21 protein-coding genes and 1 riboswitch are annotated in these 23,651 nt (G+C 71.7%); of the genes, 7 read left to right on the forward strand and 14 right to left on the reverse strand.

Annotation, left to right across the window (positions count from 1 at the left end):
* Positions 1-39: 39 nt before the first annotated feature.
* The 3 genes from ACIGZJ_RS08305 to glgX all read right to left on the reverse strand — a co-directional run bounded on the left by ACIGZJ_RS08305 (position 40) and on the right by glgX (position 6,175).
* Positions 40-1,896: an ABC transporter ATP-binding protein gene (locus tag ACIGZJ_RS08305; RefSeq protein WP_396456494.1), complete on the reverse strand. Its 1,857-nt coding sequence runs from the start codon at positions 1,894-1,896 to the stop codon at positions 40-42.
* Positions 1,893-3,764: an ABC transporter ATP-binding protein gene (locus tag ACIGZJ_RS08310; protein WP_396456495.1), complete on the reverse strand. Its 1,872-nt coding sequence runs from the start codon at positions 3,762-3,764 to the stop codon at positions 1,893-1,895. The genes ACIGZJ_RS08305 and ACIGZJ_RS08310 overlap by 4 nt, the downstream gene beginning before the upstream one ends.
* 176 nt (positions 3,765-3,940) lie before the next feature.
* Positions 3,941-6,175 (reverse strand): glycogen debranching protein GlgX, encoded by a 2,235-nt coding sequence (glgX, locus tag ACIGZJ_RS08315; RefSeq protein WP_396456496.1) that lies wholly within the window; start codon positions 6,173-6,175, stop codon positions 3,941-3,943.
* A gap of 235 nt (positions 6,176-6,410) precedes the next feature.
* Between glgX and ACIGZJ_RS08320 the strand changes: the two genes are divergently transcribed.
* From ACIGZJ_RS08320 to ACIGZJ_RS08335, 4 genes are all read left to right on the forward strand, one after another.
* A complete protein-coding gene (locus tag ACIGZJ_RS08320; RefSeq protein ID WP_396456497.1) occupies positions 6,411-7,640 on the forward strand; it encodes an Ig-like domain-containing protein in 1,230 nt (409 codons plus the stop codon).
* Between the two features lie 215 nt (positions 7,641-7,855).
* On the forward strand, positions 7,856-9,121 hold the full coding sequence (locus ACIGZJ_RS08325; RefSeq protein ID WP_396456498.1) for an Ig-like domain-containing protein: 1,266 nt from the start codon (positions 7,856-7,858) through the stop codon (positions 9,119-9,121).
* Positions 9,122-9,321: 200 nt separating this feature from the next.
* The gene (locus ACIGZJ_RS08330) at positions 9,322-10,581 is read left to right on the forward strand and encodes an Ig-like domain-containing protein (protein WP_396456499.1); all 1,260 of its coding nucleotides are present in this window, start codon (positions 9,322-9,324) and stop codon (positions 10,579-10,581) included.
* A gap of 198 nt (positions 10,582-10,779) precedes the next feature.
* Positions 10,780-11,256 (forward strand): ATP-binding protein, encoded by a 477-nt coding sequence (locus tag ACIGZJ_RS08335; protein ID WP_392929378.1) that lies wholly within the window; start codon positions 10,780-10,782, stop codon positions 11,254-11,256.
* A gap of 325 nt (positions 11,257-11,581) precedes the next feature.
* Here ACIGZJ_RS08335 and ACIGZJ_RS08340 read toward each other — a convergent pair whose 3' ends face one another.
* From ACIGZJ_RS08340 to ACIGZJ_RS08350, 3 genes are all read right to left on the reverse strand, one after another.
* The gene (locus ACIGZJ_RS08340) at positions 11,582-12,424 is read right to left on the reverse strand and encodes a hypothetical protein (protein ID WP_396456500.1); all 843 of its coding nucleotides are present in this window, start codon (positions 12,422-12,424) and stop codon (positions 11,582-11,584) included.
* Positions 12,425-12,652: 228 nt separating this feature from the next.
* On the reverse strand, positions 12,653-12,853 hold the full coding sequence (locus ACIGZJ_RS08345; protein ID WP_396456501.1) for a DUF397 domain-containing protein: 201 nt from the start codon (positions 12,851-12,853) through the stop codon (positions 12,653-12,655).
* Positions 12,850-13,662 carry a helix-turn-helix transcriptional regulator gene (locus ACIGZJ_RS08350; RefSeq protein WP_396456502.1) on the reverse strand — a complete coding sequence of 271 codons (813 nt, stop codon included), beginning with the start codon at positions 13,660-13,662 and terminating at the stop codon, positions 12,850-12,852. The genes ACIGZJ_RS08345 and ACIGZJ_RS08350 overlap by 4 nt, the downstream gene beginning before the upstream one ends.
* Before the next feature lie 165 nt (positions 13,663-13,827).
* Here ACIGZJ_RS08350 and ACIGZJ_RS08355 point away from each other — a divergent pair, with 165 nt between their 5' ends.
* Both ACIGZJ_RS08355 and ACIGZJ_RS08360 read left to right on the forward strand, forming a co-directional pair.
* Positions 13,828-14,235: an ATP-binding protein gene (locus tag ACIGZJ_RS08355; RefSeq protein WP_396456503.1), complete on the forward strand. Its 408-nt coding sequence runs from the start codon at positions 13,828-13,830 to the stop codon at positions 14,233-14,235.
* 67 nt (positions 14,236-14,302) lie between these two features.
* Positions 14,303-15,091: a hypothetical protein gene (locus tag ACIGZJ_RS08360; RefSeq protein ID WP_396456504.1), complete on the forward strand. Its 789-nt coding sequence runs from the start codon at positions 14,303-14,305 to the stop codon at positions 15,089-15,091.
* A 74-nt stretch (positions 15,092-15,165) separates the two neighbouring features.
* Here ACIGZJ_RS08360 and ACIGZJ_RS08365 read toward each other — a convergent pair whose 3' ends face one another.
* The 4 genes from ACIGZJ_RS08365 to ACIGZJ_RS08380 all read right to left on the reverse strand — a co-directional run bounded on the left by ACIGZJ_RS08365 (position 15,166) and on the right by ACIGZJ_RS08380 (position 17,107).
* A complete protein-coding gene (locus tag ACIGZJ_RS08365; protein ID WP_396456505.1) occupies positions 15,166-15,627 on the reverse strand; it encodes a MarR family transcriptional regulator in 462 nt (153 codons plus the stop codon).
* Complete coding sequence (locus tag ACIGZJ_RS08370) at positions 15,624-16,118, reverse strand: MarR family winged helix-turn-helix transcriptional regulator (protein ID WP_396456506.1); 495 nt, start codon at positions 16,116-16,118, stop codon at positions 15,624-15,626. The genes ACIGZJ_RS08365 and ACIGZJ_RS08370 overlap by 4 nt, the downstream gene beginning before the upstream one ends.
* Before the next feature lie 71 nt (positions 16,119-16,189).
* Complete coding sequence (locus ACIGZJ_RS08375; RefSeq protein WP_396456507.1) at positions 16,190-16,612, reverse strand: hypothetical protein; 423 nt, start codon at positions 16,610-16,612, stop codon at positions 16,190-16,192.
* A gap of 156 nt (positions 16,613-16,768) precedes the next feature.
* Positions 16,769-17,107 (reverse strand): ATP-binding protein, encoded by a 339-nt coding sequence (locus ACIGZJ_RS08380; protein WP_396456508.1) that lies wholly within the window; start codon positions 17,105-17,107, stop codon positions 16,769-16,771.
* Between the two features lie 212 nt (positions 17,108-17,319).
* Between ACIGZJ_RS08380 and ACIGZJ_RS08385 the strand changes: the two genes are divergently transcribed.
* Positions 17,320-18,570, forward strand: coding sequence for a helix-turn-helix domain-containing protein (locus ACIGZJ_RS08385; RefSeq protein WP_396456550.1), 1,251 nt, complete (start codon positions 17,320-17,322; stop codon positions 18,568-18,570).
* Between the two features lie 113 nt (positions 18,571-18,683).
* Here the strand turns inward: ACIGZJ_RS08385 and ACIGZJ_RS08390 are convergent, their stop codons facing one another.
* The 4 genes from ACIGZJ_RS08390 to gcvT form a co-directional block, all read right to left on the reverse strand.
* Positions 18,684-20,051, reverse strand: a complete 1,368-nt coding sequence (locus ACIGZJ_RS08390; RefSeq protein ID WP_396456509.1) for an L-serine ammonia-lyase — start codon at positions 20,049-20,051, stop codon at positions 18,684-18,686.
* Positions 20,052-20,190: 139 nt separating this feature from the next.
* Entirely contained in the window at positions 20,191-21,459 is a 1,269-nt protein-coding gene (gene glyA, locus ACIGZJ_RS08395; RefSeq protein WP_387945312.1) for a serine hydroxymethyltransferase, read from the reverse strand.
* 81 nt (positions 21,460-21,540) lie between these two features.
* Entirely contained in the window at positions 21,541-21,918 is a 378-nt protein-coding gene (gene gcvH, locus ACIGZJ_RS08400) for a glycine cleavage system protein GcvH (protein WP_396456510.1), read from the reverse strand.
* A gap of 146 nt (positions 21,919-22,064) precedes the next feature.
* Positions 22,065-23,186, reverse strand: a complete 1,122-nt coding sequence (gene gcvT / locus ACIGZJ_RS08405) for a glycine cleavage system aminomethyltransferase GcvT (protein WP_396456511.1) — start codon at positions 23,184-23,186, stop codon at positions 22,065-22,067.
* Between the two features lie 228 nt (positions 23,187-23,414).
* Positions 23,415-23,520, reverse strand: a riboswitch (glycine riboswitch).
* Positions 23,521-23,651 lie beyond the last annotated feature (131 nt).

Consider the following 23,651-nt stretch of genomic DNA (forward strand, 5'->3'; position numbering starts at 1 on the left):
CCCACGAGAGCGCGGATCCCGGGGCCCCGGAGGCCGGGCTCAGACCAGGCTGTCCCGCCAGGCCCGGTGGAGTTCGGCGAAGCGGCCGGTGCCGCCGATCAGCTCGGCGGGGGTGCCGTCCTCCACGATCCGGCCCTGGTCCATCACCAGCACCCGGTCGGCGATCTCCACGGTGGAGAGCCGGTGGGCGATGATCACGGCCGTCCGCCCGGCCAGCACCGTGCGCATCGCCCGCTGCACGGCCTGCTCGCCCGGCACGTCCAGCGAGCTGGTCGCCTCGTCCAGGATCAGCACCGCCGGGTCGGCCAGCAGGGCGCGGGCGAAGGCGACCAGCTGGCGCTGGCCGGCCGAGATCCGGCCGCCGCGCTTGCGCACGTCGGTGTCGAAGCCGTCCGGCAGCTCGGCGATGAAGCCGTGGGCGCCGATGTCCCGGGCGGCCTGCTCGACCTCCTCGCGGGTGGCGCCCGGCCGGCCGATCGCGATGTTCTCGGCGACGGTGCCGGAGAACAGGAAGGACTCCTGGGTCACCATCACCACCCCACGCCGCAGCTCGGGGGTGGCGAGCTCGCGCAGGTCCACGCCGTCCAGGGTGATCCGGCCCTCGGTCGGGTCGTAGAAGCGGGCCAGCAGCTTGGCGACCGTCGACTTGCCGGCGCCGGTCGCACCGACCACGGCCACCGTCTGCCCGGCGGGCAGCGCCAGGTCGAACGGCGGCAGCACCTCCTTGCCCGTCCGGTAGGCGAAGCGGGTCTTCTCGAAGTGCACCTCGCGGCCCTTGCGGGCGGTGGCGGGCAGCTCGGCCGGCCGCTCGGGCTCGGCCACCGTCGGCTCGTGGGCGAGCAGGCCGGCGATCTTCTCCAGGGCGGCGGCGGCCGACTGGTAGCTGTTCAGGAACATCGCCAGCTGGTCGATCGGGTCGTACAGCCGGCGCAGGTAGAGCACGAAGCCGGTCAGCACGCCCAGTTCGAGGCCGCCGTCGGTGACCAGGTAGGCGCCGAGCAGCACCACGCCGGTGAGCCACAGGTTCGCGGTGGCGCGGGCCAGGCCGACGAAGCGGGCGATCTCCAGCAGGCCGTCCGCCATGGCGGTGGCCGACTGCCGGTTCACCACGCCGAAGGCGGCCTCGTTGGCGCGCTCGCGGCGGAAGGCCTGCACCGGGCGGATGCCGTTCATGGTCTCGGTGAAGCGGACGATCAGCGAGGCGGCCGAGGTGCGCGAGCGCCGGTAGACCTTGCGCGAGCGGTGGCGGAACGAGCGGGCGATCAGGGCCAGCGGCAGGAACGAGGCCAGTGAGACCAGGCCGAGCCGCCAGTCCATCACCAGCAGCAGGACCGAGATGTAGCAGACCGACAGGAAGACGGTCAGCAGCTCCTGGAGGCCCTCGGAGAGCAGCTCGCGCAGCGCGTCCACGTCGCTGGTGGCGCGCGAGATGATCCGGCCCGAGGTGTAGCGCTCGTGGAAGTCCAGGCTGAGCCGCTGGGCGTGCCGGAAGATCCGGCCGCGCAGCTCCAGCAGGATGTCCTGGTTGATCCGGGCGCTGACCTTGATGAACACCCACTGGAGCACGGTGCTGAGCACCGCACAGGAGAGGTAGGCGGAGATCACCGCGATCAGCGGGCCCGCGTCGTGCTCGCGCAGCGCCGGGATGCCCCGGTCCATCGCGATCGCGACCAGCAGCGGGCCGGACTGCATGGCGGCCTGCTGGACCAGGATCACCACCATGGCGGTGACGATCCGGGCCCGGTGCGGACCGAGCAGCGAGCGCAGCAGGGCGCGCGGTGCGCCGGGCGGGACGGGGATGTCCTCCTCGTCCGGCGGCGGCGGGAGCTCCTCCGCGGCCGGCTCGGTCGGCTCGCTCGGCGCGGTCCGCTCGGCGGGGTCGATCGTGGTGGTCATCGGGAGGTGCTCCCCTCGGTGGCGAGGGCGGCCTCGCCCGACATCAGTTCGCGGTAGCGCGCGGAGCCGTGCAGCAGCTCCTGGTGGGTGCCGACCGCCTCGATCCGGCCGTCGGCGAGCACCGCGACCCGGTCGGCGAGCAGGACGGTGCTCGGGCGGTGGGCCACGACCAGGGCGGTGGTGGAGCCGAGCACCTCCCGCAGGGCCCGTTCGACCAGTGCCTCGGTGTGCACGTCCAGCGCGGAGAGCGGGTCGTCCAGCACCAGGAACGCCGGGTCGCCGACCACCGCGCGGGCCAGCGCGAGCCGCTGGCGCTGGCCGCCGGAGAGGCTGAGACCCTGTTCGCCGACCTCGGTGTCGACCCCGGCCGGGAGCCGGTCGACGAAGTCGGCCTGGGCGGTGGCCAGGGCGGTGCGCAGCTGCTCGGGGCCGGCGCCGGGCGCGCCCATCAGGACGTTCTCCCGGACGGTGGCGGAGAACAGGGTGGGCTCCTCGAAGGCGACCGCGACCAGCTCGCGCAGCCGCTGCCGGGACAGCTCGCGGATGTCCAGGCCGTCCAGGGTGATGCTGCCCGCGGTGGCCTCGTAGAGCCGGGGGAGCAGCGCGGTGAGGGTGGTCTTGCCGCTGCCGGTCGCGCCGACCAGGGCCATCGTCTCGCCGCTGCGGATGTGCAGGTCGACGCCCTGGAACAGGTCGGGGGTGCCCGGCGGGGCGTCGGGGTAGCGGAAGCGGACGCCGGTGAGGCGGATACCGTCGGGCGTGCCGCCCGCGCCCTGCCGGGCACCCCGGTCGTCCGGTTCGGGTTCGTCCAGCACCTCGAAGAAGCGGTCGGTGGCGGTGGCGGCCTCGTTGGCGTAGGCGAGCAGCCAGCCCAGCGACTCGACCGGCCAGCGCAGCGCGAGGGCGGTGGAGAGGAAGGCGACCAGGGTGCCGGCGCTGAGCTCGTCGTGCGCGACCAGGTAGGCGCCGGCCGCGAGCGCGCAGCCGAGGGCCAGCTCGGGCAGGCCGACGATGACCGCCCAGAGGTTGGCGAGCAGGCCGGCCTTGCGCAGTTCGGTGCGGCGCAGGTCGCGGGTCTGGGCCCGGAACCGCTCGGCCATCGAGCGGTGGCGGCCGAAGGCCTTGAGGATCCGGATGCCGAGGATGGACTCCTCGATCACCGTGGCGAGGTCGCCGTTCTGGTCCTGGGCGCGGCGGGCGGCGCCGGAGTAGCCGTCCTCGAAGCGCCGGGTGAGGGCGATCAGCGGGACGGCGGGCACCAGCACGATCAGCGCGAGCCGCCAGTCCTGGGTGAACATCAGGGCCGTGCCGGCCAGGAACATCACCGAGTTCACGACCAGGAACACCAGCGGGAAGGTCAGGAACAGCCGCATGGTGAACATGTCGGCCGTCGCCCGGGAGAGCAGCTGGCCCGAGCCCCAGCGGTCGTGGAAGGAGATCGGCAGCCGCTGCAGCTTGGCGAACAGGTCGCCGCGCATCGCCGTCTCCAGCCCGGCCAGTGGGCGGGCCAGGATCACCCGGCGGGTGTAGAAGAGCGCAGCCTCGGCCAGGCCCAGGGCGAGCAGCAGGCCGATCAGCGGCCAGAGGGCGTCGAGGTCGTGGTGGGCGATCGGGCCGTCCACGATCCGGCCGAGCACCAGGGAGACGCCGAGCACGCTGAACATCGCGAGGACGGCCGAGCCGATCGAGGCGGCCAGCCGGCCGCGGATCTGCCGGGCGTAGGGCCACAGGCGCAGCAGTGAGCGGACCGTCGACCGGTGGGCGGGGTCGGCGGTCCGCAGGGCGGGCTCCGGACGTGGTGGGTCCGGGGGGTGCTGCCCGGTCCGGGGTGGTGGATCGGGCAGCGCGGGGTCTTCGTAATCGGCCATCGCGGTGAGGGTAGGCCGGGGGCGCGTCATTTCTCATCCGGTTTTTCGGACCTGTCGGCGAGAACCGGCCACCGGCGGCGGCGGGTGCGGCGAAGGCTCCTCCGCACGCGGACGTTCGGTGGGGCCGGTGCGGGTGAAGGGGTTGGCAGGTCCGCGGTTCAGTGTGGGGCGGGGGTTCAGTGTGGGGCGGGGGTGCGCAGCAGGTGCAGTGAGCGGGCGCCCAGCACCACGGCCTCCTGCGGGCGGTAGCTCGGGGGGTCGGCGGCGGCGTCGTCGTCCAGGGCGTCCGAGGCGGTGTCCACCACCGTCCGGTACATCGCGTCCGGCGCGGCCCAGGGCTCGCCGGGCAGCGTGAACGCGGGCTCGCCGGGGCCGGCGTTGAGCAGCAGCAGAAAGCTCTCGTCGGTCAACTGGCGCCCTTCCTCGTCGCGTTCGGACATCGCGGCGCCGGAGAGCAGCATCCCCAGGCAGGCGGTGGGGGAGAACCAGTCGGCCTCCGTCATCTCCTTGCCGAGCGGGGTGAACCAGGCCAGGTCGGGCTGGCCGCCCGGCGCGGGGGCCCGGCCGGAGAAGAACGCCCGCTGGCGCAGCACCGGGTGGGTGCGGCGCAGTCGGACCAGTCGGGCGGTGAGATCGCGAAGATGGCGCCAGCCCGCGTCGTCCAGCAGCGACCAGTCGAGCCAACTCACCTCGTTGTCCTGGCAGTAGGCGTTGTTGTTGCCGCCCTGGGTGCGGCCGAACTCGTCCCCCGCGGTGATCATCGGCACGCCGGTGGAGAGCAGCAGGGTGGCCAGCAGATTGCGCAGTTGGCGCCGGCGCAGGCCTTGGACCGCCGGGTCGGGGCTCTCCCCCTCCGTGCCGTGGTTCCAGGAGCGGTTGTCGTCGGTGCCGTCCCGGTTGGCCTCGCCGTTGGCCTCGTTGTGCTTGCGGTTGTAGGAGACGAGGTCGCGCAGGGTGAAGCCGTCGTGGGCGGTGATGAAGTTGACGGAGGCGTACGGGCGTCGCCCGCCGCGCTGGTAGAGGTCGGAGGAACCGGAGAGCCGGTAGCCGAGTTCGCGGACGTCCGGGCGGGCGCCGCGCCAGAAGTCCCGGACGGTGTCGCGGTACTTGTCGTTCCACTCGGCCCACAACGGCGGGAAGCCGCCGACCTGGTAGCCGCCCGGGCCGACGTCCCAGGGCTCGGCGATCAGCTTGACCCGGCTCAGCAGCGGGTCCTGGGAGACGGCGGCGAGGAAGGGGTGGTCCATGTCCACGCCGTCGCCGCCGCGGGCGAGGGCGGCGGCGAGGTCGAAGCGGAAGCCGTCCACGCCCATCTCGGTGATCCAGTACCGCAGCGAGTCGGTGATCAGCCGGACCACGTGCGGGCGGCGGGTGTCCAGGGTGTTGCCGCAGCCGGTGTAGTCGGCGTAGCCGCGCGGGCGGTGCAGCGGGAGGCGGTAGTAGCCGGCGTTGTCGATGCCGCGCAGCGAGAGGGTGGGCCCGAGTTCGGCGCCCTCGGCGGTGTGGTTGTAGACGACGTCGAGGATCACCTCGATCCCGGCCGAGTGCAGGGCGCGGACCATCCGCTTGAACTCGCCGACCTGGCCGCCGCGGCTGCCGGAGGAGGAGTAGCCGGCGTGCGGGGCGAAGTAGCCGACGGTGTTGTAGCCCCAGTAGTTGACCAGCCCGCGGGCCTGGAGGTGGTCCTCGCTGGCGTACTGGTGGACGGGCAGCAGCTCGACGGCGGTGACGCCGAGGCCGGTGAGGTGTTCGAGCGCGGCGGGGTGGGCCAGTCCGGCGTAGGTGCCGCGCAGCTCGGGCGGGACGCCGGGGTGGCGCATGGTGAAGCCGCGGACGTGCAGTTCGTACAGCACGGTCTCGGCCCACGGGGTCTTCGGGCGGTGGTCGTCGTACCAGTCGTCGTCGTCGTGGACGACCACGGACCGGGGCACGTGGCGGGACGAGTCGCGGTTGTCCCGGACGGTGTCGGCGACATCGGCCTCGGGCCAGTTGCGGACGGAGCCGCAGACGGCGTCGTGGGCGGTGTAGCAGCCGTCGACGGCCCGGGCGTAGGGGTCGAGCAGCAGTTTGGCCGGGTTCCACCGGGCGCCGGTCCACGGGTCCCAGCGGCCGTGGACCCGGTAGCCGTACCGGGTGCCCGGCCCGACGCCGGGCAGGAAGCCGTGCCAGGTCTGGAAGTCCTGCTCGGTGAGCCGGTGTCTGCTCTCCCGGCCGTCCTCGTCGAAGAGGCAGAGGTCGACGGCCTCGGCGCCGGCCGCCCAGAGCGCGAAGTTGGTGCCCTGGCGGCCCTGCGCGTCGGTGCGGAAGCGGGCGCCGAGCGGCTGCCAGCTGCCGGGCCAGGGTGGCGGTTCGGCACGGGGCCCGCCGTCGAGCCGCCGCGCACCGGCTTCCAGCTCCTGCCCTGACGCCATGGCCGCACCCTCCCTGGGCGGAGTGTCCCGGACCCCGCCCACCTTTCTTTCCCTGATCCTGCTGATCGGAAGCCGCTGAACGGTGGCTTACCGGCGGATGGCGGCCGGGGGCGGCGGTCGGACGGCGGTCGGGTTCGGCTTCGGGCGTTCGGCCGTGGGTGTGAGCGTTCTGCGTGTCCTGTCGTGATTGCCCTCGTTAGCGGGGTATCGGACGGAAACGGCGGGAGGCCCCGGGATGCGGCCCCGACAACGGGTTTGGGCACGGCGGACGGCGGCGCTGGGCTTGTGCCTGGCCGTGCTGACGGGTTGCACCGGCGGGAGTGCCCCCTCGGGCGGCGGTGATGCGGCCCCGCCGGGCCTGGCCGCGCCGCCGCCCGTCTCCCGGGCGGCGATCAGCGCCCTGCCCGCGGACGGCGCGCAGGACGTCCCGCCGGAGGGCCCGGTGCGGGTCACGGCGGCGCCGGGCCGACTGGTCTCCGTCCGGCTGGCCGACGCCAAGGGCACCGAGGTGGCCGGGACGATCAGCCAGGACGGCGCCTCGTGGACGCCGGACGGCCCGCTCCCGCTGGGCACCGCCTACACCCTGGACGCGGTGGCCGAGGACGAGCAGGGCCAGAAGGCGGCACAGCACTCGGCGTTCTCGACCGTCGCCCGGGCACACACCTTCGTGGCCTTCTTCACCCCGGAGGACGGCTCCACGGTCGGCGTCGGCATGCCGGTCTCGCTGCGCTTCAGCCGGCCGATCACCGACCGCGCGGCGGTGGAGCGGGCGGTGGCGGTGACGGCCGAGCCGGCCGTCGAGGTGGCCGCGCACTGGTTCGGCAACCAGCGGCTGGACTTCCGGCCGAAGGCGTACTGGGCGGCCGGCACCAAGGTCGCGGTGGCGCTGCGACTGAAGGACGTGCAGGGGGCGCCGGGCGAGTTCGGCACCCAGTCGAAGGACGTCCGCTTCACCATCGGCCGGGCCCAGGTCTCCACGGCGGACCTGGACGCCCACACGCTCACCGTCCGGCAGGGCGCGGGCGGCAAGGCGGTGAAGGTGCTCAAGGTGTCCGGGGGTGATCCCAAGCACACCACCTACCGCGGCGTCCTGGTGGTGTCGGAGAAGTACAAGGTCACCCGGATGAACTCGCAGACCGTCGGGATGGGCGACGAGTACGACATCAAGGACGTCCCGCACGCGATGCGGCTGACCAATTCCGGCACCTTCGTCCACGGCAACTACTGGGCCGACCCGCGGGTCTTCGGCACCGCCAACACCAGCCACGGCTGCATCGGCCTGGCCGACGCCAAGGGCGGCACCAGCAAGGACAGCCCGGCGGGCTGGCTCTTCGAGCACACCGTCCCCGGGGACGTGATCGAGGTGAAGGCCTCGACGGGGGACTTCGTCCCGCCGAGCAACGGGCTCAACGGCTGGAACCTGCCCTGGGAGCAGTGGCGGGCCGGGAGCGCGCTGGAGCACTGACCGGCCGGGCCCGGCGGCCCTGAGTCCGCCGTCGGCCGGGTAGATCTTCACCCTGGTTCCACACCTGGTTCACCGCCCTCCCCCCGGGGTTCACTCATTCGGCCCAGTTATCCTGCTTGCCGCGCCGCAAGCCCGGCGTGAAAGATCACGGCCGGGGTGCAACCCGTCCGGGTATCCGCGCGTCCATCAGGGTGGACACCGGGAGGGGAGAGACCGTGAAGCAGGTTAGGGCGGCCGACGCCGCGATACGTACCACCAACCGTCGTATGCGCCGCGGTGCGATGGCGCTGATGATGGGCGGGGTGCTGCTGCTCACCGCGGCCTGCGGGGACGACAAGGGCGGCGACGGCAACGGGGGCGGCTCCAACGAGGCGGCCGCGACGGCGGGCGCCTCCGGCGCCCCGGCGGGCGGGCAGACCTCGGCGGCGCCGAAGACCTCGGCCGCCGTGCTGTCGGTCGAGCCGAAGGACGGCGCCCAGGACGTCGCGCCGACCAACGCGCTGAACGTCTCGGTGGCGAACGGCAAGCTCACCGCGGTCGAGGTGACCGACAAGGAGGGCAAGCCGGTCGAGGGCGCGATCGCCGCGGACGGCTCCGGCTGGAAGCCCAACGCCGCGCTGGCCGTGGGCATGGCGTACAAGGTGAACGCGCAGGCCAAGGACGCCGACGGCCTGGTGGCCGCGTCGACCACCTCGTTCACCACGCTGACGCCGGACAAGAAGATCTCCACCAACGACAACATCACCGACAACGCCACCTACGGCGTCGGCATGATCGTCTCGGTGGCCTTCAACAAGGACGTCAAGAACAAGGAGGCCGTCGCGAAGGGCATCACCTTCGAGACCAGCGACGGCACCGAGGTGAAGGGCCACTGGTTCGGCGCCAGGCGGCTGGACTTCCGTCCGGCCGAGTACTGGAAGCCGGGCACCAAGGTCGTCATCAAGTACCGACTGAAGAACGTCGAGGTCTCGCCGGGCGTCTACGGCGACGTGGACAAGGACGAGCCGTTCACCGTCGGCCGCTCGCAGGTCTCCACCGCCGACTCCGCGGCCCACACGATGACGGTGGTCCGGGACGGCCAGCCGCACACCGTGCCGGTGACCCTCGGCGACGAGAAGAACCCGTCCTGGAACGGCGTGATGGTGATCTCCAGCAAGGAGAAGGTCACCCGGATGAACTCGCAGACCGTCGGTCTCGGTGGCGAGTACGACATCCCGGACGTGCCGCACGCAATGCGCCTGACCAACTCCGGCACCTTCGTGCACGGAAACTACTGGGCGAACCCGTTCGGCAAGACCAACGCCAGCCACGGCTGCATCTCGATGCAGGACACCAAGGACGGCAGCGACGCCTCGGTCGCGGGCAAGTTCTTCAACGACTCGATGATCGGCGACGTGGTCAAGGTCGTGAACTCCAAGGAGAAGACGGTCGCGCCCGACAACGGGCTCAGCGGCTGGAACGTCGCCTGGGCGAACTGGTAGCCGAACCGGTTACCCCTACCCGGCGGTAGCCACCGGTAGTCCCGGTTCGATGACGACCGGCCCGATCCTCACTCGTTGGGGTCGGGCCGGTCGTGGTTCCCGGGGTAATCGCCACCTGAATGGCGCAACCTTTTCGCTGGCCCCCGCGTGTATCTGTCGAGCCCATTGGGCCAGGGGCGGGATCAAGGGAGGAAGTCGACGTGAAGTCGATACGCAGGGTGATGGCCGTCGGTGTGCTGGGCGGCGTGATGGTGCTGACCAGCGCCTGCGGCGGTAGCGGCGGGGGCGGTGGCAGCGCGGCCAAGGCGGAGCTCGGGGGTGGCGCGACCGCGGGGGCCGCGTCGACCGCGTCCGCGGGTGCCACCGGGTCCGCGCAGGCCCCGGCCGCGGCGTCGAGCGCGGCGCCGAAGACCTCGCAGGCGGTGCTGGACATCCAGCCGAAGGCCGGCTCGGTGGACGTGGCGCCGAACGGCGCGCTGAAGGTCGCGGTGGCGGGCGGCAGGCTCACCACGGTCAAGGTCAGCGACAGGACCGGCAAGGAGATCCCCGGGGCGATCGCGGCCGACGGCGGCAGCTGGACCCCGTCCGGGCCCCTCGCGGTCGGCACCGCCTACCAGGTGAGCGCGATGGCGACGGACGCCGGCGGCGTGGTCGCCGCGGCGGACAGCAGCTTCACCACGCTGACGCCGGAGCGCGAGGCGAAGGCGAGCGACAACATCACCGACAACGCCACCTACGGCGTCGGCATGATCGTCTCGGTGGACTTCGACAAGGACGTCAAGAACAAGGAGGCGGTCGCCAAGGGCATCACCTTCGAGACCGACAACGGGACGGTGGTGAAGGGCCACTGGTTCGGCGACCGCCGGCTGGACTTCCGCCCCGAGGCGTACTGGGCGCCGGGCACCAAGGTCACCATGCACTACCGGCTGAAGAACGTGGAGATCGCCCCGGGCGTGTACGGGGGAGTGGAGCGGGACGAGCCCTTCACGATCGGGCGATCGCAGGTCTCGACGGTTGACGCCAAGACGCACGAGATGACGGTGGTCACCTCCGGCCAGACCTCCGTCATCGACATCACCTCCGGCTCGCCCGAGCACCCGACCTGGAACGGCACCATGGTCGTGATGTCCAAGGAGGGCGTGGTGCGGATGCAGTCCAGCAGCATGCCCGGGATGACCGGCGCGCCGTACGACCTCCAGGTGCCGCACTCGATGCGGCTGACCACCTCCGGGACGTACGTACACGGCAACTACTGGAGCAACGCCTTCGGCGAGGACAACGTCAGCCACGGCTGCGTCGGCCTCAAGGACGTGAAGGGCGGCGGCGGTTCGACCTCCGCGGGCACCTTCTACGACGGCTCGCTCATCGGGGACGTCGTGAAGGTGCAGAATTCCTCGCGCGGCCAGGTCGAGCCGGACAACGGGCTGAGCGGCTGGAACCTGGGCTGGAGCGCCTGGTAGGAGGCGGTCGGCGGCAACCCGGGCTTGACGGTTCGTGGACCCGGGTTGCGTCCGGCATATGCCGAACGGGTGGTGATCGTTTGCTCATTGTCCGTACGCGGCCGCTTGCGTTCCGCAATGATGGTCCGCATGGCGGGTTGGGGCGAAACAGATCAGTCATCACTTCCTGGGTCCAGCTTGGTCGCCGACGCGTCCTGGATGTGCTTCCAAGACGCGCTCGCGACGCTGGAAGGGCGCAGCTCCAAGGAGCTGGAGCAGATGTACTACGGCAAGTTGTGCGACCAGGACGAGCCGGGCGAGGTCCGGCTGCCGTCCCGGCCGGAGTCCGGCCCGGTGGCCCGCCGACTGGTGCTCTCGGTGCTGGAGTCGTGGGATCTGCACCAGCAGCTGGAGGTGGGCGAACTGCTCACCAGCGAGCTGGTCGCCAACGCGGTGCGGCACGCGGCCGGGCGGACGATCGGGCTTGAGGTGACGCGCAAACCGGGCTGGCTGCGGGTCGAGGTGCGGGACTCCTCGCGGGCGCTGCCCTGTCTGATCCTCGCCGAGCCGCTGCCGATCAACGAGTTCGGTCGGGGGCTGAAGGTCGTCGACGACCTGGCCGACCGCTGGGGCGCGGACCTGCTGCCGCGGGGCAAGGGCGTCTGGTTCGAGCTGAAGGTCCGCGAGCGGCACTGAGGCCCGGGCTGGTCCGGCCCGTTTCGGCCTGGTCCGGAAAACACGCAGGGCCCCCGATGTCACCGTGGTCCGGTGCGTGGGGGCCCGTGCAAGTCATCGCGCCGGCCAAGGGGGTGCGTGCCGTGCGATGGTCGACGGCTGCGCCAGGTCGGGCCAGCCGTAGTTCTGGGTGTCCGCGGCGGGATTTGTCGGCGCCCGCCCTTGGACTTCCTCGACTATTGCACGGATCTCAGCATGTGGGCAAACCGGGTGGCTTTGATTGCAAGGTTTGTAACCTAGTTCACCTTTGGATTTTGCATAGGTTAACGCCGTCGCCTGTGAATATTCATGATCGGCTGGTGATCAGTCCAGCCCGAATGCGGGCGGCGTGTGTACGGACCGCCGCCGGGGCGAGGCGGGCTTGGGGTGGGGGTGTGGTGGTGGCGCCCGTGCGGCAGGCCCGGCAGATGCCGCCGAGGAGGGCTGTCGGGCGCCCCGGGGTGCGGCAGGCGGTGCACTCCATGACCCGGCCGGTGGGGGCCGGGGCGGGGGACCAGGCGCGTTCCGGGGGCATCTTGTCGACCAGCCGGCGCCGGACGAAGCTGGCCGGGCTGTGGACCGAGGGCGGGAGCCCCGAGGCGAGGGCCGCCGTGAAGAGGTCCGGGGTGGTGCCGCGCGCCAGCCACTGGGCGGCGAGCGGCTCCAGGGCGGCGCAGTCGGCGGCCGAGAGCGGGAGGCGGGCGTCGGCGAGGCCGAGCCCGGCGAGGGCGGCGTAGGCGGGCGAGCGGGGCGGCTCCGGGGCCGGGCGCTCGTCCGGGTGAACCTCGGCGGGCGCGTCCGGGGCGCCGGCCTCGCCGGTCGCGAGGAAGTGGGCCCACCAGCCGTCGGTGCGGGACGTGCGGGAGAAGTAGGTGCGGAACACCCACTGGGTGCGGTCGGCGCCGACCCGCTCGCGGATGCGGCGCAGGTGCCCGGCGGCGGAGAGGCTGTTCAGCGCCGTCCGGACGGCCTGCTGCCCGTAGAGGGGCTGGTGCGCGGCGAGCGTCTTGGTGTCCATCGCCGCCCCTTCGGGCAGGTGGTCGATGAGGCTCGCCAGGTACGCCTCGCGGACGGGCAGGTGTGCGAAGTCCTCGGCGCTACGGGCGGATTCACCCGGCGCGGAGCGCTTTCCGTAGCCGGACGAGGCCATGGCGGGCGCGGGAACGCTAAAGTCGTGGGTAGCCACAGGATCGAGTCCCATCGATCGTGCTGGTCAAACCCCCGTTCGGTGTTGGCGCACCGGCGGGGGTTGATTCGTTGGTGCGCACGCTACACGTCGGGAACGTATGGTGGCCAACAGTGGCGATTAGTCATACATGCTGGCAGTAGCGGTACTTGGGTGGGTGGGAGGTGGTTACCCACCCATTCCACTAGGAGGTCACTCGGCCGCCGACACCTGAGCTTCGGCCGCGAAGGCGAGGAAGTCGCCCCAAGCGGCGGGGGAGAAGGAGAGCTGCGGCCCGGCCTTGTCCTTGGAGTCCCGGACGTGGACGGAGTGAGGGGAGGCGGCGACCTCGACGCAGGCGCCGCCTTCGCTGTTGCTGTAGCTGGACTTGAACCATTCGAGCCTGTTGCTCATAGCTCCTCCGCCATCCCTCTGATGAACGCTTCAGACTCCTCAACACTGAAGGCCTGCATGCGGATCATGCCATGGCGCTGAGTAAGAACATTGACCCGTTCTGCGTCGGCGTAGAGGATCCCCGAGTTTTGCCCCTCGACGTATGCGAGCTGCTCGTGGTCAGGGCTCTCCAGCAGGATGATGGGCCCATCCAAAGCTGCGCGAGCCGAGCGATTGAGCGGCAGCGCCTGGATCGAGACGTTGCGGAGTCGGCCTACCTCGAGTAGGTGCTTGAGCTGGCGTTTCATGACGCCTGCATCGCCTACGACGGCTCGGAACGCGGCTTCATAGATGACGAACCCGAAGAGGGTGGTGGGGGACTTCCTGAGCCGCTCCTGCCTCTGAAGCCGACTGGCAACACGCGCTTCGATCGTCTCGTCGTCGAGCGGAGGGTAGGAGCTGCTCATCAGCTCTCTGGCGTACTCCTCGGTCTGGAGCAGGCCAGGGATGAGTAGCGCCTCGTAGGTGTGGATCGCAATGGCCTCAGTTTCGGCCTGCGTGTAGCCCCGCGAGTAGGACGGGAACTTCTCCGGCTTCAGGAAATCTTGAGCTCCGAGCAGCATCCCTCGTGCGTGGCACAGTTCGTCCGCCACCGCGAGAAGCTTGAGTGAGGGCTTCCTCCGGCCCGCCTCCATCGAGCGGACGCTCTCGATGTCGTAGCTCGCAGCCTTGCTCAACTCCTCCCTCGTTACACCGGCTTGATCGCGCCAGCGCTTGATCTGATCGCCGCAGTACTTCCAAGCCATCGGCTGCTGCGCGGGCGCGCTCATCCCCGGACCCCCGTTCCCGTGCTGGTCGGCAGGCGAGACACTTCGCCGCTGTACCTCGGTTGCAACTCCCGAGGCTATGCCCGGATGTCGACTCTTGGAACGTGAATTGGCCGAACTCCGCCCCTGTGAGTGACGCCGCAAGACTCCATGCCTCCAAGGACCCTGATGATCACTCAGCCTGTCGACATCGAGTGGATGTTCCCCAGCCACCCCCGCAGTGCCGGCCGGGCCCGCGTCCAGCTGCTTCGGCAGGCCTTCCTGTGGCAAGTCCCCGACGAGGCCACCGAGATCGCGATGCTCCTCCTCAGCGAACTGGTCACCAACGCCTGCCGTCACGCCCGCGCCCCGCGGGACCGCCTCATCGGGGTCCGCTGCCTGGTCCTCGACTCGGCCCTCCTCCGGGTCGAGGTCACCGACGCCAGCGAGGACCTCCCCCTACCCCGCCGGTCCACCCCCGACGACGAGAGCGGCCGCGGGCTCGAACTCGTCACCGCCCTCGCCGACTCCTGGGGCGCCCACCTCCGAGGTGACGGCTACATCGGCAAGACCGTCTGGTTCCAGCTGAAGCTGTAGACACCCGTCGGCCGCTCCATTCCCCGTATGGGACAGTGAAGACTCCGGATCGAACAGGGGTGGAAGCGTGCGGACTTCGGGAGTCCTGTCGGCCGGTCTGGCCGCCGTGGCGATGGTGGCACTGGCGGCGTGCGGTGCCGCGGAGAAGAGTCCACCCCCGGAAGTCCCGGCAGTCCCGAGCATCACGGCCTCGCCCAGCGAGGACGCCGTGGCGCTGGAACTCGCCAAGAAGGCCCGGGAGGCGCTGCTCGGCTCCCCCTCGGTGACGCTGCTCGCCGAGCAGCCGAGCCGGACGGCGAACCCGGGCTACCGCGTCTCCTTCGACCAGCAGGGCAACTGCGTCGGGGAGTCCAGGGTCGAGCACGGCTCCTTCCTCTTCCGCAAGGTGGGCGAGGAGGGCTGGTCGCACCCGGACCGGGAGTGGCTGGAGTACGACTCGGACACCAGGAGCCACACCCCTCCCGAGGACCGGGAGGAGGTGTTCGCCCTGATGTCGAAGTGGCAGCCGGACGGCGAGGCCGTGCTGAAGGAGTGGCGCGCGCGGTGCTCCGCCCAGTTCGTCGCCGACCTGATCCGCAGCGAGTCGCCCACCACGAAGACCCTCAAGGTCACCCGGAGCGCGACCGGCGAGGTCGGCGGGACGCCGGTGATCGTCCTGCGTTCGGCGGGGCTGTCCGGGATCGCCAAGGTCTCGGTGGCGGCTGAGGGCACTCCGTACCCCCTGAAGGTGGAGTTCGACTCCTCCGGCCGCGAGCCGTCCGGCACCTTCACCCTCAGCGGCTTCGGCGAACCCGTCCCGGCCGACCGCCCGCAGCCCGGCGAGATCTGGGTGGCCCCGAAGAACTCCGGGGAGTAGGAAGTCGGCCCGTCCGACTTCCTACTCCCGTGTTCCCGGCGGGCAGACAGGTGGCCGGTCAGGCGGTCGGGTGATCAGGCGGTCAGTGCCGCGAGCTCCGCGTCGGCGCGCTCGGTGACCAGGGCGAGGACGCGGCCGGCGGCGGCCAGGTCCTCCTCGGATATCCCGCCCCAGATGCGGGCGGAGACTGGTGCCGTCTCCGCGCCGACGGCGGCGAGCAGCTCGCGCCCGGCGTCCGTGGGGTGCAGGCTCGCGCCGTCCGCGACGAGCAGCTCCTTGGCCAGCAGACCGTCGAGGGTGGCGTGGAGGTCGGCCGGATCGGCCTTGAGGGAGGCCTGGACCCGGGCGACGAGACCGTCCGGCGTCTGCGGGGCGTCGGCGGTGATGGCGGCGCGCAGGGTGACCTGCTCCTGGAAGGTGAGGCCGTGCCGGGCCAGGACGTGCTCCAGGACGCCGCGGGCGGCGTAGTGGGCCAGGCCGAGCGCGCGGGCGTCGGCGAGGGGTGTGGTGCTGGTGAGTGCGGTGCTGGTGGTCACGGTGTACTCCCCTGAGTGCTCTCGTCGGTCGGTAGGGATGGAGCGAGAGGTACGTCGAGCAGGGCCGTCAGCTCGTCGGTGAAGGCGTGCGTCCGCGGGGCGTCCAGGCCGCCGAGCGGCTCCGTCAGCTGTTCGAGCAGCTCCTGGACCGCCGCGACGGCCTGCCGTGTGACGGTCCGGCCCTGCTCGGTGAGGGCGAGCTGCACGGCGCGCGGGTCGCGGGGGTCGCGGGTGCGCTCGATCAGGCCGGCCGACTCCAGCGCCCGCGCCAGCTTCGAGACGTACAGCGCCTCCATGCCGGTGTGGTCGGCGAGCCGGCGTTGGCTGGGCCGCTCGCCGGTGCGCTGCATGCCGTGCAGCGAGGCGACCAGTGAGTACTGCGCGTGGGTGAGGCCCAGCGGGGCCAGCGCGCGATCGACGGCGACGCGCCACTTGTTGGCGAGTCGCCACACCAGGAAGCCGGGGGTGGGACCCGGTGAACCCTTGCTCATGGCAGATAGAGTACATGGCTACTATATCCATGGCTACTATTTCCCGGCGGGCGTGGCGGGCGCGCCCGGGCTCAGCCGACGATCTCCGCCGCGCGGCCGCAGGGGCAGGGGCCGTCGAGCTGGTAGCAGAGGTGGCGCATGCAGCCGAGGCAGACCGAGATGTTCTCCAGCCGCCACTGGTCGCCGTGGCAGGAGCAGAAGCCCCGTTGGCGGAGCAGGGCGTTCCAGCCGGGCGCACCGCCGATCGCCTCGTGAGCGCTGCGGACGTACGCGGCCGTCTCCTCGTCGTACTGCTGGGCGCGGCGGGCGTCCGCCAGGTGCCAGCACCAGAGGGCGAAGAAGGCGTGGCCGCTCACCAGCCAGTCCGTTTCCCGGCCGGACTCCGCCCAGGCTCGGACCAGCCCGCCGAGCCGCTCGGCGAAGGGTCGCGAGGTGTCGTGAAGGAGCGTATTGCCGCTCGGCGGGCGGGAGTTGTGCGTGTGGTCGATGGCCATGAGGCCACGGTACCGGTCGGCTCTGGCAGGACCGGCCTCGGCCTCAGGGCCTGTGGCGTGCCCATCGGCTGGTTCCCGCAGCGCGGAACGCGCCACCTATGCACAGGAAGTCGGTCAGGCCGACTTCCTGTGCGCGGCCGGTGTGCCGACCGCCCGCTACGGCTTGAGCTCGACGCCCCAGGCGGTGGCGAGGGCCTCGACCAGCTCCAGGCCGCGGCCGTTCTCGTCCTCGGGCCCGGCCTGGCGGGGATCGGGAAGGGCCGGGTTGGCGTCGGTGACCTCGACCCGGAGCGGTTCGCCCGACGAGAAGGCGAAGCGAACGCCGATGAGGCGGTCGCGCGGGGCGCAGGCGTGGCGGCAGGCGTTGGTGACCAGCTCGCTGAGGAGGAGCAGGGCGGTCTCGGTGGCGTCGTCGGGTACGCGCCAGGAGTGGGCCTGCCGCAGGAGTTGCAGCCGGGCACGGCCACGCTGCGGGGGCCCCGGGGGAGCATCCACTCGATGTAGGCGGGCTGAGTGACCATCAAAATCCTTGGCGTGGAGCGTCCTTTGGAGGGGCCTGACCACGAACAGCTCGCCTACGTGGAAGCCCAGGACACCGGAGCCGAAGGCCCGCTGAACACAACGCGCTCCCGCCCGGAAGTCCGGGCGGGAGCGCTTCGTCGTGCCTGTCAGCGGAAGGGCAGCACTGCGGTGCTGCCGGGACGGTCATCCGGGCCGCCCGGTGTGCACAGCGGATGACTCAGGCTCAGCTGGGCCGGGCGTGTGGGTACTCGGCGTCTGCGATCAGCCGGGTGGAGGCGGGGTTGCTGCGGCCGGCCGAGCAGCCGCTGCTGCTGATTGCCCAGGCGCTGGACCTGTCGCGTGACGCCATCGGAGTGGGCCGACGGGCTACCCTGGCGGCGGATGTGACCCCGGATCAGGAGGACGCCATGCTCCGCAGGCAGCTGCTCGTGGCCGGCGCGGCGGCGGTGGGGGCGTCGGCGCTTTCGTCGACGGCTGCCTCTGCCTCTGCCTCGCGTCCGGATGCGTCGGCCCGGATCGTCGGGGCGTTGTACGAGCCCGCGGTGTCGGCGCCCACGTCTCTGCCGCAGCTCGGCCGGGCGCTGGCGTCGGCGCGCACCCACTTCACGGCGGCACGCTACGCGGACCTCGGCGAGACGCTGCCCACCCTGTTGGGCACGGCCCAGGCGACCCGCGACGCCCTCTCGGGCGGGGCCCGAGAGGAGGCGAACGCCTGCGCGGCCCGAGCCTGGGTGCTGGCTACGGAACTCGCGCTGAAGGGGCATGCGGATGTGGCCTGGCCGGCTGCGGACCGGGCTCTCGCGGCAGCTCGGGCCAGCGGTGATCCGGTGGTGCAGGGGGAGGCGGCCCGGGTCCTGGCGATCACGATGCGGCGCGCGGGCCGACCGGCTGCCGCGGTCGACCTACTGCGGCGCACGGCGGCCTCGCTCGGACAGGAGCGGGACGGAGTGTCCAGGGCTGTGGCAGCGACGCTGCTGATGACGGCCGCCTACACTGCCGCGTGCGGCCGGCGCCGCGGCGACGCCCTCGACCTGATGGCGGGCGCCGAGGACGCGGTCGGCAGCCTCGGCGGCACTGTCATGCCGAGCACCCCGCTGTTCACAGTCGACGCCACCACCGCGCAACTGGACCTGTACTGGATCGGCGTGCACACAGCGCTCGGCACTCCCGACGAGGGGGTTCCGTACGCTGCGCGGATCGTGCCGGGGCAGCTGCCGACTGCGGAGCGACGGGCCCGGTTCGGCACGGACTGCGCCCGCATGTGGCACCACCTCGGCGACCACCGCCGAACGTTCACGGCTCTGCGGTTCACGGAGCAGGTGGCGCCTGAGGAGGTGCGCCGACCAGCGCTGCGGGCGTTGACGGCGGACCTGCTGTACGCGCCGGTGACGGTGCCCGGGGTGCGGGAGTTGGCCGCGCGCACGGGCGTCTCGTAGACGCCGGGACGGGGAGCTGCTCTTGGGTGCACCCGCCCCGCAGCGCCCGCTTGCATCGGGCGCTGCGGGGCGGGATTCCGGGGCCGGTAGGGACCCTCACACCGTCGGCTGGATCAGCACTCGATGACGTTGACGGCGAGGCCGCCGCGGGAGGTCTCCTTGTACTTGATCTTCATGTCCGCGCCGGTCTCCTTCATGGTCTTGATCGCCTTGTCGAGGGAGACGTGGTGGCGGCCGTCGCCGCGCAGGGCCATCCGGGCGGCCGTGACGGCCTTCACGGAGGCCATGCCGTTGCGCTCGATGCAGGGGATCTGGACCAGGCCGCCGACCGGGTCGCAGGTGAGGCCGAGGTTGTGCTCGATGCCGATCTCGGCGGCGTTCTCGACCTGCTCGGGGCTGCCGCCGAGCACCTCGGCGAGGCCGCCGGCGGCCATCGAGCAGGCGGAGCCGACCTCGCCCTGGCAGCCGACCTCGGCGCCGGAGATGGAGGCGTTCTCCTTGAAGAGCATGCCGATCGCCCCGGCGGCGAGCAGGAAGCGGACGATGCCGTCGTCGTCGGCGCCCGGGATGAAGTTCAGGTAGTAGTGCAGGACGGCGGGGATGATGCCGGCCGCACCGTTGGTGGGGGCGGTGACCACGCGGCGGCCGGAGGCGTTCTCCTCGTTGACGGCCATCGCGTAGAGGGTGACCCACTCCATGGCGTTGGCCGGACCGATGCCCTCCGCGCGCAGGGCGCGGGCGCCCGAGGCCGCCCGGCGGCGCACCTTCAGGCCGCCGGGGAGGATGCCCTCGCGGGACATACCGGCCCGGACGCACTCCTGCATGACCCGCCAGATCTCCAGCAGGCCGGTGCGGATCTCCTCCTCCGAGCGCCAGGCCTTCTCGTTCTCCAGCATCAGGCCGGAGATCGACAGGCCGGTCTCCCGGCTGAGCCGCAGCAGCTCGTCGCCGGTGCGGAAGGGGTACTTCAGGGCGGTGTCGTCGGGCTTGACCCGGTCCGCGCCCAGCGCGTCCTCGTCCACCACGAAGCCGCCGCCGACCGAGTAGTAGGTCTTCTCCAGCAGCGTCGAGCCGTCGGCGCCGAACGCCCAGATCGTCATGCCGTTGGCGTGGTACGGCAGCGACCGGCGGCGATGCAGGATCAGCTGGGTGTCGGGGTCGAAGTCGATGGCGTGGGTGCCCAGCAGCCGCAGGCGCTTCTCGGCGGTGATCCGCTCGACGTCCACGTCGGCCTGGTCGACGTCGACCGTGCGCGGTGAGTTGTTCTCCAGGCCCAGCAGGACGGCCTTCGGGGTGCCGTGGCCGTGGCCGGTGGCGCCGAGCGAGCCGAACAGCTCGGCGCGGACGGCGGTGACCTCGGCCAGCAGGCCCTCGGACTTCAGCCGACGGGCGAACATCCGGGCCGCGCGCATCGGGCCGACGGTGTGGGAGCTCGAGGGGCCGATGCCGATGGAGAAGAGGTCGAAGACGCTGATGGCCACGGGGGACGTCCTTGTCTGGTCTCGTGGAAGGACAAGCGGGGTGGACACGGATCGGGGCACCGCGCGCACTGTCCAGTGTGCGCGGTGCCCCGGAATCCCAGGTGGCCCGGCGGGGTGAGCCCGGTCACCTGTGGCCGAACTAGAGGTTCGGGTAGAGCGGGTACTTCGCGGCGAGCGCGGAGACCCGGGCCTTCAGCGCGGCGGCGACGGTCTCGTCGAAGGCCGGCTTGAGGGCCTCGGCGATGACGTCGGCGACCTCGCGGAAGTCCTCGGCCTGGAAGCCGCGGGTGGCGAGGGCCGGGGTGCCGATCCGCAGGCCGGAGGTGACCATCGGCGGGCGCGGGTCGTTCGGGATGGCGTTGCGGTTGACCGTGATGCCGACCTCGTGGAGGCGGTCCTCGGCCTGCTGGCCGTCCAGCTCGCTGTTGCGCAGGTCGACCAGGACGAGGTGGACGTCGGTGCCGCCGGACAGCACCGAGGCGCCGGCCTCGGCGACGTCGGCCTGCAGCAGGCGCTCGGCCAGGATGCGGGCGCCGTCCAGGGTGCGCTGCTGGCGCTCCTTGAACTCCTCCGAGGCGGCGACCTTGAAGGCCACGGCCTTGGCGGCGATCACGTGCTCCAGCGGGCCGCCCTGCTGGCCGGGGAAGACCGCGGAGTTGATCTTCTTGGCGTACTCGGCCTTGGCGAGGATGACGCCACCGCGCGGACCGCCCAGGGTCTTGTGGGTGGTGGTGGTGACCACGTCCGCGTACGGCACCGGGTTGGGGTGCAGACCGGCGGCGACCAGGCCGGCGAAGTGCGCCATGTCGACCATCAGCAGGGCGCCGACCTCGTCGGCGATCCGGCGGAACGCGGCGAAGTCGAGCTGGCGCGGGTAGGCGGACCAGCCGGCGATGATCAGCTTCGGCTGGTGCTCCTTGGCGAGGCGCTCGACCTCGTCCATGTCGACCCGGTTGGTCTTCTCGTCGACGTGGTACGCGGCCACGTTGTAGAGCTTGCCCGAGAAGTTGATCTTCATGCCGTGGGTCAGGTGGCCGCCGTGGGCCAGGCTCAGGCCCAGGATGGTGTCGCCCGGCTGGATCAGCGCGAACATCGCGGCGGCGTTGGCCTGCGCGCCGGAGTGCGGCTGGACGTTGGCGTACTCGGCGCCGAACAGGGCCTTGATCCGGTCGATGGCGATCTGCTCGGCCACGTCGACGTGCTCACAGCCGCCGTAGTAGCGGCGGCCGGGGTAGCCCTCGGCGTACTTGTTGGTCAGCACCGAGCCCTGGGCCTCCATGACCGCCACCGGGGCGAAGTTCTCGGAGGCGATCATTTCCAGGGTGGTCTGCTGGCGGTGCAGCTCGGCGTCGACCGCGGCGGCGATCTCGGGGTCGAGAGCGTGCAGGGACTGGTTCAGAACCGTCATGGTGTGGTCTTCCCAGGGGAGGAGGGAGGGCGGGCCGGCGGGGCGGGGCGGCCGCCGCGCTGCGGCCGCCCCGGCGGTGGCTCAGGCCGGGTTGATGATGGCGTCGTACTCGTCGGCGCTCAGCAGCTCGTCGGTCGCCTCGACGCGCACCTTGAACAGCCAGCCGCCCTCGAAGGGGTCGCTGTTGACCAGCGAGAAGTCGTCGAGAACGGCCTGGTTGGCCTCGACGACCTCACCGGTGACCGGCGAGTACAGGTCGCTGACCGACTTGGTGGACTCGAGCTCGCCACAGGTCTCACCCGCGGTCACCGTGTCACCGACCTCGGGAAGCTGCACGTAGACGATGTCACCGAGGGCGTCGGCCGCGTGCTTGGTGATGCCGATCGTCGAGACACCGGCCTCGGCGGCGGTCAGCCACTCGTGCTCCTTGGTGTACTGCAGGTGCTGGGGGTTGCTCATGGCGTCATTCTCCAGGATGGGAAGCGGGTACGGCGAAGCGGGCCGCCGGGCGGACGGCTTCGACGATGATCTGTGGAAATGTGCGGGCCGGAAACCAGGCCTCGGCGGGCCCGCCGGAAACCAGCCTCAGCGGGCGCGCCGGTGGATCAGCGGGCGCGCTTGTAGAAGGGCAGCGCCACGACCTGGACCGGCTCGTGCTTGCCGCGCACGTCCACCGCGACGGTGGTGCCCGGGGCGGAGTGCGCCGCGTCCACGTAGGCGATCGCGATCGGCTTGCCCAGGGTGGGGGAGGGCGCGCCGGAGGTGATCCGGCCGATCGGCTCGCCGTCCGCGGAGACCACGGTGTACTCGGCGCGCGGGACGCGCTTGCCCTCGGAGACCAGGCCGACCAGCACCCGCGGCGGGTTGGCCTCGGCCTCGGCGGCGGCCTTCTCCAGCGCCTTGCGGCCGATGAACGCGCCCTCGTTGGTGGTCTTGTCGAAGCGCACCACCCGGCCCAGGCCCGCGTCGAACGGGGTCAGCTCGGTGGAGAGCTCGTGCCCGTACAGCGGCATGCCGGCCTCCAGGCGCAGCGTGTCGCGGCAGGACAGGCCGCAGGCGATCAGACCGCGGTCCGAACCGGCCTCGGTCAGCGCCGTCCAGATCCGCTCGGCGTCGCCGGGGGCGCAGAAGATCTCGAAGCCGTCCTCGCCGGTGTAGCCGGTGCGGGCCAGCAGCACCTCGCGGCCGGCCACCTGGGCCGGGAGGATCGCGTAGTACTTGAGGCCGGCCAGGTCGGCGTCGGTGGTGGCGGCCAGGATCGCGGTGGCCTCGGGGCCCTGGACGGCGACCAGCGAGTAGGTGTCGCGGTCGTCGGTGACGACGGCGTCGAAGCCCTTGGCGCGGCCGATCAGCTCGTCCAGGACCAGCTGGGCGTTGGAGGCGTTGGCGACGACCAGGAAGGCGTCCTCGCGCAGGCGGTAGACGATCAGGTCGTCCAGGATGCCGCCGTCCTCGGCGCAGATCATGGTGTAGCGGGCGCGCAGCACGCCGAGCGCGGAGACGAAGCCGACCAGCGCGTGGTCCAGCATCTCGCCGGCCTGCGGGCCGGTGATGGTGATCTCGCCCATGTGGGAGAGGTCGAACAGACCGGCCTTGGTGCGGACGGCGAGGTGCTCCTCGCGCTCGCTGCCGTAGCGCAGCGGCATGTCCCAGCCGGCGAAGTCGGTCATCGTCGCGCCGAGGGCGCGGTGCAGCGCGTCGAGCGCGGTGAGGCGGAGGGACGACATGGCCTGGAACTCCTCGGTCTGGGCACTCAGGGGTGCGCACGCCGGACCGGTCCCGCTCGGGGGCACGGCCTGCGCGCGGGCATGCGGCGGCAGGGCCTCCCCATCTGTCGTCGAACCTGAGAGCTTCACCGCACGCGGGCCCGCAGCTCTTACAGCTAACAGGACAGCATGGCGGCTTGCACCGTGGGTGGGCGCACGGCAGGGCCGTGTTCCGCTTTCCAGATGTGCCTAACCCGTGCGGTAGGGGTGCCTGAGAGATTCCGGGGAGGACTTGCTCCTTCGGCGCCGGCTGTACCGCCTCTCGGGGTACTCCGGGCTCTCCCGCGCGGGTTCGAGCGGCCGGTATGGAGTTAGGGGCCTCCGGCGGAAAACACGCGGAGACGCGCACATCATGGCACGTCTGTGCCCCACGCGGGAGAGGGGGGAGGGGGAGGGCCCCTTCGCCTGGCGCCCGACTCGCCTCCG

It is taken from the genome of Kitasatospora sp. NPDC052868 (assembly GCF_044547105.1).
In the GTDB taxonomy this organism is placed as follows: Bacteria; Actinomycetota; Actinomycetes; order Streptomycetales; family Streptomycetaceae; genus Kitasatospora.

Excerpts from the sequence above, each read along its gene's own strand:
- ACIGZJ_RS08305 (WP_396456494.1), bottom strand. The coding sequence starts at position 1,896 with ATGACCACCACGATCGACCCCGCCGAGCGGACCGCGCCGAGCGAGCCG.
- ACIGZJ_RS08310 (WP_396456495.1), bottom strand. The coding sequence starts at position 3,764 with ATGGCCGATTACGAAGACCCCGCGCTGCCCGATCCACCACCCCGGACC.
- glgX (WP_396456496.1), bottom strand. The coding sequence starts at position 6,175 with ATGGCGTCAGGGCAGGAGCTGGAAGCCGGTGCGCGGCGGCTCGACGGC.
- ACIGZJ_RS08320 (WP_396456497.1), top strand. The coding sequence starts at position 6,411 with ATGCGGCCCCGACAACGGGTTTGGGCACGGCGGACGGCGGCGCTGGGC.
- ACIGZJ_RS08335 (WP_392929378.1), top strand. The coding sequence starts at position 10,780 with ATGTGCTTCCAAGACGCGCTCGCGACGCTGGAAGGGCGCAGCTCCAAG.
- ACIGZJ_RS08340 (WP_396456500.1), bottom strand. The coding sequence starts at position 12,424 with ATGGCCTCGTCCGGCTACGGAAAGCGCTCCGCGCCGGGTGAATCCGCC.
- ACIGZJ_RS08345 (WP_396456501.1), bottom strand. The coding sequence starts at position 12,853 with ATGAGCAACAGGCTCGAATGGTTCAAGTCCAGCTACAGCAACAGCGAA.
- ACIGZJ_RS08350 (WP_396456502.1), bottom strand. The coding sequence starts at position 13,662 with ATGAGCGCGCCCGCGCAGCAGCCGATGGCTTGGAAGTACTGCGGCGAT.
- ACIGZJ_RS08355 (WP_396456503.1), top strand. The coding sequence starts at position 13,828 with ATGATCACTCAGCCTGTCGACATCGAGTGGATGTTCCCCAGCCACCCC.
- ACIGZJ_RS08370 (WP_396456506.1), bottom strand. The coding sequence starts at position 16,118 with ATGAGCAAGGGTTCACCGGGTCCCACCCCCGGCTTCCTGGTGTGGCGA.
- ACIGZJ_RS08375 (WP_396456507.1), bottom strand. The coding sequence starts at position 16,612 with ATGGCCATCGACCACACGCACAACTCCCGCCCGCCGAGCGGCAATACG.
- glyA (WP_387945312.1), bottom strand. The coding sequence starts at position 21,459 with ATGACGGTTCTGAACCAGTCCCTGCACGCTCTCGACCCCGAGATCGCC.
- gcvH (WP_396456510.1), bottom strand. The coding sequence starts at position 21,918 with ATGAGCAACCCCCAGCACCTGCAGTACACCAAGGAGCACGAGTGGCTG.
- gcvT (WP_396456511.1), bottom strand. The coding sequence starts at position 23,186 with ATGTCGTCCCTCCGCCTCACCGCGCTCGACGCGCTGCACCGCGCCCTC.